Below are 9,490 nucleotides of genomic sequence, written 5' to 3' on the forward strand. Positions count from 1 at the left end.
GGGCCAGGGGGGCGCGACGGCGGTGACCGGCCATGAGCGGGGCGGTGCGGAACGAGTGACCACCACGGAGACGGCACGGTCGACGTGTGGCATCAGGAGCATGTGGGATGCGGAGACATTCGTCCAGGGCGAAGGAATGCAGGTCAGTGAATTCAGGGGCTACGATCAGGGGCGTAGCCTCAACGTTGTGATCGGCATGCTCCAGGAACCGACGGGGACCAACATCGTGCGCGCCTTCTTCTTCGTGGGCGAGTGCTTCATCGGTTACGATGCCACCGAACCGAGTAGTGACGTGACCTTGGTACGTGCCGCGAACGACGTCAACAAACAAGTAGTCCTCCGGTACGTGCTGTATGCCCCGGGCGACTCGTTCTGCTGCCCCAGCGGAAAATCCACCGATGTGACCTTCGCCCTAACGGGCAATCCACCCGCCGTCACCAACGACGGCACGCTCCCGCCCGCCGGGCGGACCGCCCCACTGAGCCGCCGGTGGCACAGCCGTTCGGCATAGGCCGTTCGACCGTCAAGGAAGGGCTACGCGGTGGGTGAGGGCGGTGTGGCGACGGCCGGCTCCCGGGGTCCGGACCGCGGCTGCCAGCGCCTTGCGGGAGCCGACCAGAACGACCAGTCTCTTGGCGCGGGTGACCCCGGTGTAGAGGAGGTTGCGTTGCAGCATCATCCATGACGAGGTGGTGAGTGGAAGCACGACGGCGGGGTATTCGCTGCCCTGGGACCGGTGGATGGTGACGGCGTAGGAATGGGCGAGTTCATCGAGTTCGGAGAAGTCGTAGACGAGACTTTCGTCCTCGTCGGACAGCACAGTCAGCGTCTGGTCCTCAGCGTTGATGCCGGTGACGACGCCGACGGTGCCGTTGAACACCCCGGCCTTGCCCTTGTCGTAGTTGTTACGAAGCTGGGTGACCTTGTCCCCGACCCGGAACACCCGCCCCCCGTAGCGGCGCTCGGGAGCGCCTTCCCGCGCGGGGGTGAGAGCCTCCTGCAGGAGCAGGTTGAGGTTACCAGCCCCGGCCGGTCCGCGGTGCATCGGCGCCAGTACCTGAACGTCGCGGCGCGGATCGAGCCCGAAGCGTTTCGGAATGCGGCGGGCGACGACGTCCACCACCATTCTGGCGGTCTCCTCCGCCGGATGCAGCCCGGAGTCCTCCGCCGGCTCGCAGGTGAACCAGAAGAAATCGGCGAAACCGGTCAGCTGTGGTGATGTTCCGGCATTGATGCGGTGGGCGTTGACCACGATGCCGGACTGCTGTGCCTGCCGGAAGATCCTGGTCAGCCGGACCCTGGGGATGGCGTCGGCGGCGAGCAGGTCGCGCAGGACCTCGCCGGCGCCGACGGAGGGAAGCTGGTCGACGTCACCGACCAGCAGCAGATGCGCCCCCGGCGCGACCGCCTTCACCAGCTTGTTGGCCAGGATGACGTCCATCATCGAGGACTCGTCCACCACCACCAGATCGGCGTCCAACGGGTTGTCACGGTCATATCTGGCTTCGCCGCCGGGTTGCAGTTCCAGCAGCCGGTGGACGGTGGAGGCATCGTGTCCGGTGAGTTCAGCCAGCCGTTTCGCGGCCCGCCCGGTCGGCGCGACCAGCACCACCCGGGCCTTGCGGGCCCGGGCGAGTTCCACCACCGATCGGACGGTGAAGCTCTTGCCGCAGCCAGGGCCGCCGGTGAGCACCGCCACCTTGCGGGTCAGTGCGAGCTTGACCGCTTCCGCCTGTTCGTCGGCCAGGTCCTGACCGGTCCGGCCCCGTAGCCAGCTGCGCGCCCTGTCCCAGTCCACCTCCGCGAACGACGCCAACCGCTCCTCGTCGCAGGTGAGCAGGCGCAACAGCCCGCCGGCAAGGGAGGTCTCCGCGCGGTGGAACGGCACCAGATAGACCGCCGGGACAGTGGCGCCCCCGACCGGGACACCCTCGCGGATCACGCCCTCGTCGGCGGCGAGGGCGTCCAGGCACGGGCCGATCAGCTCCCGCTCGACCTCCAGGATCTTCGTGGCATCGGTGATCAGGTTCGGTGCGGGCAGGAAGCAGTGCCCGTCGTCAGCGGCCTGCGACAGGGTGTACTGCAGCCCGGCCTTGATGCGTTCGGGGCTGTCGTGGGGGATGCCGACCGCCTGGGCGATGGTGTCGGCGGTCTTGAACCCGATCCCCCACACGTCGGCGGCGAGCCGGTAGGGCTGCGTGCGGACCACGCCGATGGACCCATCCCCGTACTTCTTGTAGATCTTCACCGCCAGGGAGGTGGACACCCCCACCCCCTGCAGGAACACCATCACCTCCTTGATCGCCTTCTGCTCCTCCCACGCGTCGGCGATCTTCTTGGTGCGTTTGGGTCCCAGTCCGTGCACCTCGATCAGCCGCGCCGGCTCCTCCTCGATGATCCGCAGGATGTCGGTGTCGAAGTGCGCGACCATCCGCTCGGCCATCGCCGGTCCGATCCCCTTGATCAGCCCCGAGCCGAGGTAACGGCGAATGCCCTGGATCGTGGCGGGCAACACCGTGGTGTAGGAGTGCACCTGGAACTGCCGGCCGTACCGGGGATGGCTCCCCCACTGCCCGGTCAGCCGCAGACTCTCCCCGATCTGCGCGCCCAGCAGCGCACCGACCACCGTCAACAGGTCCGGACCCGACCGCTCGGTGGCCAGCCGGGCGATGGTGTAGCCGGTCTCCTCACTGACGAAGGTGATCCGCTCCAACACCCCCTCCACCACCGCCTGTCGCGCGGCATCAGCAGAAGAACGGGCAGTGGTCACGGGCACCCATTATGCGAAACCCCGGAGCTCCGGGTTCGGCGCACCGGATCAGATCGGGCGACGGGTGTCGTCGGTTCACCCCGCTGCCTGCTCGATCGGGTCGGTGCCGGCGGCGGCGAGAAGGGGGACCAGGGCATCGACTGAGAGCGCGAACACCCCGGACTGGGCCGGTGGCGGCCCGGCACCGGGGTCGGCACCGGGGTCAGGGCCAGGGCTCTCCGGGATGGTGAGGACTGCGACGACCTCGCCGGAATCATTGAACAACGGGCCACCGCTGGCCGCCGCCGGCAGGGTGATCCCGGTCCGGACGAGATACAGGTCCTCGGCGGGGAAGTGTTCGAACTTCTCCACGGTGCCATCCCGGAGCAGACCGGGTCCATCCGCGCCGGTTGTCCAGACCCGATCGCCGAGCCGCAGCAGACGGAGATGGCCCAGTCCCAGCCCACGCGCGGGGGCCGGTTCCCGCAGCACCAGCAGGACGAGGTCGGTACCGCTTGCGGCCGGCGTGTGCACCCGACCCACCGCCCGGGTGCCCCAGAGCTCGTGCCCGACCTCGACCAGGTCGGCCGGCGCGGCGAGCCGCCGGTCGTCGGCGGAATCCACCAGCCAGTGCCGGTTGGTCGCCACCAGCCGGTCGGCGACCAGGAATCCTCGCCCGATCCGCCGGCGCCCGTCGGGCCAGGTCGTGGTCACTGATACGAGCGCGGGCGCGATCCGGGCCGCGAACGCCCCCGGGTTGGACGGGTCGAGCAGGGGCACGGCGAGCAGGTCGGCGGCGGCCAGCAGGGTCCGCCGGTAGCTGTCCGCATCACCGACCTCGGCCAGACAGCGCAGCAGGCGGCGCAGATCGCGCGGGTCCGCAGGGAGCTCGGCACCAAGCGCGCGCAGCGCTCCCAGGTGGTCCCCGGCGCCGAAACGAATCCGGAACAGGCCAAGCGGGTCCGGGTCACGGGCGGCCAGGCTCTCCAGCAGTGCGATCCGCCGGCGCACCCACCTGATCAGGTCACGCCGGCGGGCGAGCATCCGTTCGAGCTCGGCAGCGAGATGACGTCCCTCCTCGCCGTCGGCGCCGCGACCGTCGGCGCCGGCGCCGTCCGTGCCCTCTCCCGAGTGGGTGATCGTGTTCGTGCCGCGGGCGAGATACTCGGTCGTCGACCTCGCCACGTCCCGCAGCACCTGACCGGCCAGCCGCAGGTCCGCCGCCGCGTCCGCCCGCACCGCCGGATTGAACATCTCGGCGAGCATGTCCTGGGTGGCCGCCTCGATCGGGGCTGCCGGGGGCCGGAAACCCGCCAGCAGGTCCTCGAAGGAGCGCAACAGCTCGTCGCCGTCGTCGGAGCGGGCCTCCACGATCAATGCCTGCAGTCGTTCCCGCAGCTCATCGCGCTCGGCCGCCGCCCGTTCCCGCTCGCGCTGACGGGCGAAGCTGCGGGCCATGGCCTCGCGTTCGGCCGGTGGCAGCAGGGTGGTGTCGTCCACCCGCACCGTCTCCGACCGGCCAGTCGCCACATCCCGGGCCGTGACCTCCAGAACGCAGCTCGCGTCGAGGGTGAACGTCACCTCGATACGGGTCTCCCCGCGCGGCGCCGGCCGAATGCCGTCCAGCAGGAACTGACCGATCTTCGCGGTGGCCGCCAGACTCCCGTTGAAGATCTCCACCCTGATCGCGGTCTGGTCGTCGGCGTGCGTGCTGTAGACGCCCCTGCGCTCGACCGGGATGTGGGTACCGGCCTCCACCAGGACCGAGAAGGTCTCGCGGTCGTCCTCCTCCAACGCGCGGATACCCAGCGGCAGCGGTGTCACGTCGAGCAGGACCCGCTCCCGCAGCCGGCCGTCGAGAACGGCGGCGAGGATCGCGGCACCCCCGCAGACCGCCGCCCGCGGGTCGGCGACCATCGTCTGGTGCGCGTCGAACACCTCCTCGACCACCGCGCGCACGACGGGAGACAGCATCGGCCCGCCGACCAGGACCAGGTGCCGCGGACGTTCGGCCAGCTCCGAGCGAACCCGGGCGCAGACCTCGCGCAGCACCCGCAGCGCCCCGGCGAGGATCTCCGTCAGCTCGTCCCGGTCCAGTTCCAGAAACACGTCCGCGCCGCGATCGAAGCCGACGAGGGCATAGTCGGCCTGCCGCCGGGAAGACAAGGTGATCTTCAGGTGCTCGGCCGCGACCGTCAGCCGCTGCCCGGCCCGACCTGCCCCCGGCGCCCGCATGCCCCGCTGTTCGAGACGGCTGACGAGCGCCCCCCGGATCGCGTCGTCGAAGTCACGACCGCCGTACGCGGTGTCGCCGGTCACCCCCTGCACCTCGTACATGTCGTCGTCGACGTCGAGCACGCTCACGTCGAGGGTGCCGGCGCCCAGGTCGACCACGACGACCTGACCCGCGAGGCGGCGCTGCCGGGCCTCGCTCATGCACGCCGCGGTCGGCTCGTGCAGCAGCCGGACCGGCTCGACACCCGCGATCGCGCAGGCATCCCGGGTGGCATGCTTCTGGTTGTTCTGGAAGTACGCCGGGATGGTCAGCACCGCCCGGCCCCGATCCAGCCGCAGGTCGTGGTTGGCCTCCAGCCAGATCAGCCAGTCGTCCGGGACGGCCCCCAGCTCCGCCCGCGAGAGCTCGCCGACCCGTTCCCGGACCTCGGCTGCGAGGTGGCCCTCGACCAGTCCGCGAGCATGGCGGATCAGCCGGGCGGTGATCTCCTCCGGACGGTACGTCCGATCCCGGATGCGGTAGACGGTCGATGTGCCCATCCGCCGCTTCGCGCCACTGATGTGGCCGAGCAGGCGGTCGGTGAGGGTCTCCTCGCCGGAGAGCCCGACCACCTCGTTGCCGTCGGCGTTGAGGCTGAGGGTCGCGGCGAACTGCGCCTCACCGCCCCCCGAGCATGACACCGCCGTTCCCCGCACGGTGTCGTAGATGGCGGCCGAGCACGTCGACGTGCCCAGATCCAATCCCCAGATGCCGGCGTAACGCCGGTCGACCTCGGCGCGGGCAGCGGCGACCCACTCGGCGGCCCGCTGTTCGAACGGACGTCGTCGATCGGCGTCCACCGCCACCAGCGCCGCCTCGGCCTCGCCCGCCAGGGCCGTCGGCACGAGACCGTCGGCGCGCAGCCGCCGCAGTTCCTCGACGGCGACCGTCACGACCCCCGCGCCCCGCGAACTCGACGCGGACGGCTCGAGAACGCGCAGGCAGAGGCGGACAAGCTGGTCAGCGTCCCCGGCGCGGCGCAGGAAGTCCCCCAGCCGGGGGTCCGCCAGGGCGGAGTCACCGTGTGCACGCAGGAGCGCCGCCGCCGCGGCGGCGAGTTCGCCGGCGGCCGCGAACAGTTCGGCGGCCCGTTCGTGCTGGCCGGCCTGCTCGTACAGGCGGGCCGCCGCCGGGGTGTCCCCACCTGCCTGCGCGGAGGCGGCGCGGGCGGCGAGACCGCCGGGGGAGGTGTCATCGCGCAGCACCCGGTCGGCCTGCCCGAACTGCTCCGCTCGCCGGTACAGCAGGTGCGCTCGGTAGGGATCGCCGGCCTTCTCCGCGGCCAGCGCGGCGCTTGGCCAGTCACCGTTGGCTTCCTCGAACTGACTCAGGGCCGCGTTCACCGCGGCCCGCTCCCCCGCCGCGGCAGCCGTCCCCAGCCGGTCGGCGAAGTAGCGGCGACCGGTGACCTGCACGGCTGTCAACCTCGCGGCCACGTCCTCCCGTTGCGCGTCCAGGTTGCTCTGGCTGATCGCCAGGGTCGCCGTGTTCGCCGTGTTCGCCCCGACCCGATCCGCGGGCCTGGCCGCACGGTCGAGGTGGCCAAGCAGCTCCCGGATCCTGCCTGCGGCCTCGGTGCACGGCGGCGTCAACATCCGACAACGCCAGGTCTACCAGCCGCGCGATGCGGGCCGGGTCGTTCGACGGGCAGCACTCCAGCGCCTGCGCGATCTGGCCGAGCGCCTCCAGGCACACGCTGAGCCGCTGCGGGCGGTCGGCCTCCCGGAACAGCGGCAGCGCCTCGGCGTAGCGGCCCGCGCTGACATGCAGCTCGGCGGTGTGCTCGCGTAGCGCGCGCAGGATCGGCGCCGCCGCGCCGGAACGCTCGGCCAGGGCCAGACCCGCCACCGCGTCCTCCACCCGGGGAGAACGCAGGCAGCAGTCGAGCGCGGCCCGGACCCGGGCAGCGCTGTCTGCCAGCCGGACGGCGTCGGCGCCTCGGCCGAGGAAACGATGCACCTCGAACAGCGGCGGCAGGAGATCGGCCGGCAGGTGGGCGAAGAAGGCGCTCCACACCTCGGCCGCCCGATCCAACGCCCCCGCAGCGCAGTGCTCGTGCAGCGCCTGCGCGAGCAGGTCTCGGTCGAGCATCCCCAGGTCGGCGCAGCGCAGCAGGACGGCGGCCAGCACGGCCGGGTCCGACTCGCGGCGGAGCACGACCGGGAGGCGTCCACGGGCGGTCGCGAGCGCCGCCGGCCATCCCAGGCGAACCGACAGCTCCACGACGACGCTGGACGCCTCCCGCCCGCCTCGCTCCAGAACCGCGGTCATCCGGGCCTCGTCGCCACCGAAAGCCGTGGCATGCAGGTCGGCCGGCACGCGGGAATCGAAGCAGGTGAACAGGCACACCGCGAGCGGCTGGCCATCGATGAGCAGGCGCATCAGCGTGTCGCGGTACAGGCGAGCGGCATGAGCGGCCCTGCCGGTGACACCCGAAGAGCCCGTCTCAAGCGCCGCGGACAGCTTCGACAGCGTTCTGCGTAAACGCCGACCAGCATGTTCATCGAGGGTCCGGGCGCAGTCGGAACAGGGCGGATGGGGAATCCGAGTACCCGGCTGTGCCGATGTGTGCTGGGCCAAGGGAACCTCCAGCCGCCAGTGGCCGACCACTTTTCAGCATCTTTGCGCGTTTCATCGATCGCCGACCGTCCAGACCATGGACTGTCGCGTTTCCGACAGGTCGGATGCGGAGCGACAGCCCTGGCTGCGTTCGCCGAGGTCGCCCTCGCGGGCTGAGCACCGACTCGACAGAGCCATCCATGTCCTACGTGCGCGCCTCAGCAGCTAACGATGACGATTCTCGGTAGGAGAAATCGGGTGGCCGGAGATCGGTGGTCCGCCGGGTCGGTCGCCGCGTGGGAGGGACGGCTGCGGGCCGTCCGGGTCGAGCAGGGGGCCTTCCACCAGATCGCAGTCCAGCTCCTGGAGGACGCGCAGCTGGGCCGAGTCCTCGACGTCTCCGGCGAGCACCTGCGCGCCCAGCAGGTGGGCGAAGTGAATGACGCTCGCGACGGCGGCGTGCTTCGTCCGGTCCCGTTCGACGCCGCGGACGTATCCGTCGGCGATGCGTATGCCGTCGAAGGGGAGACCGATGAGGCCGCGGGGGGCGGGGCTCGCGCCGAAGTCGCCGACGCACACGAGTACGCCGAGTCTCCTGATGTCGGCGAGCGCCGCGGTGACGGCCGGGCGGCCCGTCCCAAGCTCGTCCTCGTCGAGTTCGAGGCACAGGCGATAGCGGGTGTCGCCGCCGGTGTCGCGCAGCAGGGTGGCAAGCTCCGGTACGAACCGTTCGCCGGTGATGCAGGGGCCCCAGGCGGCGACCATGAGCAGGGGCGGCGGCTCGTCCGGTGGGGGGTCGGGCCAGCCCGGCTCACCGCTGGCGGCTCGGCCGGCGGTGCCCAGCGCCCAGCGGATGATCGAAACCCGAAGGTCGGCCTGCCGCAACCGGGGGAGGATCTCGTCGAGCCGAAGCAGTCCGTTCGACGGCTGCTGCCAGTGCGGTATCGCTTCGGCGCCCGCCAGCGCGCCGCCGGGGGTCCGGATCGGTTGGTATCGCAGGGTCAGTTCGTGGGCGTCCTGGGCGCGGCGCAGGTCATCGGCGCGGGTCAGCTGGTCCATGAGTCGGGTGCGCATCGACTCCTGGAAGAACCGGTGTCGCCCAGGCCCGTCACGTTTCGCGGCATACATGGCGATGTCGGCGGCATTGAGCAGCTTCTCGCCGTCCTACAGATCCGGGCCGGACAGCGCCAGGCCGACGCTGCCGGTCGCCACGACACAGTGGCCGAGGAGCCGGCTCGGCGTCTCCAGGGTGGCGAGGATCCGTTCGGCGATGGCCTCGAGATCCGCCGGGCCGTCGACGGCCTCGCACAGGACGGCGAACTCGTCACCGGCGAGCCGTCCCACCACGTCACCGGGCCGCACGGCCCGTGCGAGCCGGGTCGCGGTCGCGCGGAGCAGGTCGTCGCCGGTCTGGTGGCCCAGGGTGTCGTTGATCGCCTTGAACCCGTCGAGGTCGAGGAAGAGCACCCCGATCCGCCGGCCGTCCCGATGGGCCCGGCGCAGGGCCCGTTCGAGGCGCTCCAGCAGCGCGGTCCGATTCGGCAGGCCAGTGAGCCCGTCGTGCCGGGACTGGCGGCGGATGTCGCTTTCCATCTGCAGGCGCAGGGCCGCCGAGCCGAGCACAGCGGCGACGGACTGGACGAAGCGGGAGTCCTGGTCGGTGAACGGGTCCGGTGCCCGCTTGATCTCGATGACCGCCAGCGGCCGATCGGGTCGCCCGACACTCACCGTCAGACGGTCGACGAGCCGGGGCATCTCGACCGGCACCGTCTCGACCGGCGGGCCGGTGGGAGGCGTCGCCGGTGCCGCGCGGCGGTCCGCGCGGGCGAGCAGACGGCGCCGGTCTCCACTTTCGTCCAGCTCATGCGCCTGCACGACGTCGGCCCGGAGATGGTCGGCCAGGGCCG

General features: G+C 71.3%; 6 protein-coding genes. 1 reads left to right on the plus strand and 5 read right to left on the minus strand.

What is annotated here, in order from left to right; genetic code table 11:
- The coding region (locus G6R25_RS18025) for an LppP/LprE family lipoprotein (protein ID WP_205447218.1) at nucleotides 1-511 on the plus strand (511 nt) is incomplete at its 5' end.
- 12 nt (nucleotides 512-523) lie between these two features.
- Here G6R25_RS18025 and recD2 read toward each other — a convergent pair.
- The 5 genes from recD2 to G6R25_RS27710 form a co-directional block, all read right to left on the minus strand.
- Complete coding sequence (gene recD2, locus G6R25_RS18030) at nucleotides 524-2,770, minus strand: SF1B family DNA helicase RecD2 (protein ID WP_163553925.1); 2,247 nt, start codon at nucleotides 2,768-2,770, stop codon at nucleotides 524-526.
- 75 nt (nucleotides 2,771-2,845) lie between these two features.
- The gene (locus G6R25_RS18035) at nucleotides 2,846-6,439 is read right to left on the minus strand and encodes an Hsp70 family protein (protein WP_163553926.1); all 3,594 of its coding nucleotides are present in this window, start codon (nucleotides 6,437-6,439) and stop codon (nucleotides 2,846-2,848) included.
- Nucleotides 6,327-7,406: a hypothetical protein gene (locus G6R25_RS18040; RefSeq protein ID WP_163553927.1), complete on the minus strand. Its 1,080-nt coding sequence runs from the start codon at nucleotides 7,404-7,406 to the stop codon at nucleotides 6,327-6,329. The genes G6R25_RS18035 and G6R25_RS18040 overlap by 113 nt, the downstream gene beginning before the upstream one ends.
- 402 nt (nucleotides 7,407-7,808) lie before the next feature.
- Nucleotides 7,809-8,657 (minus strand): EAL domain-containing protein, encoded by an 849-nt coding sequence (locus tag G6R25_RS27705; RefSeq protein ID WP_163553928.1) that lies wholly within the window; start codon nucleotides 8,655-8,657, stop codon nucleotides 7,809-7,811.
- A gap of 90 nt (nucleotides 8,658-8,747) precedes the next feature.
- On the minus strand, nucleotides 8,748-9,490 hold a 743-nt coding region (locus G6R25_RS27710; protein WP_163553929.1), incomplete at its 5' end, for a GGDEF domain-containing protein.

Origin of the sequence: Candidatus Frankia alpina (assembly GCF_902806485.1) — a bacterium.
Classification (GTDB): Bacteria; Actinomycetota; Actinomycetes; order Frankiales; family Frankiaceae; genus Frankia; species Frankia alpina.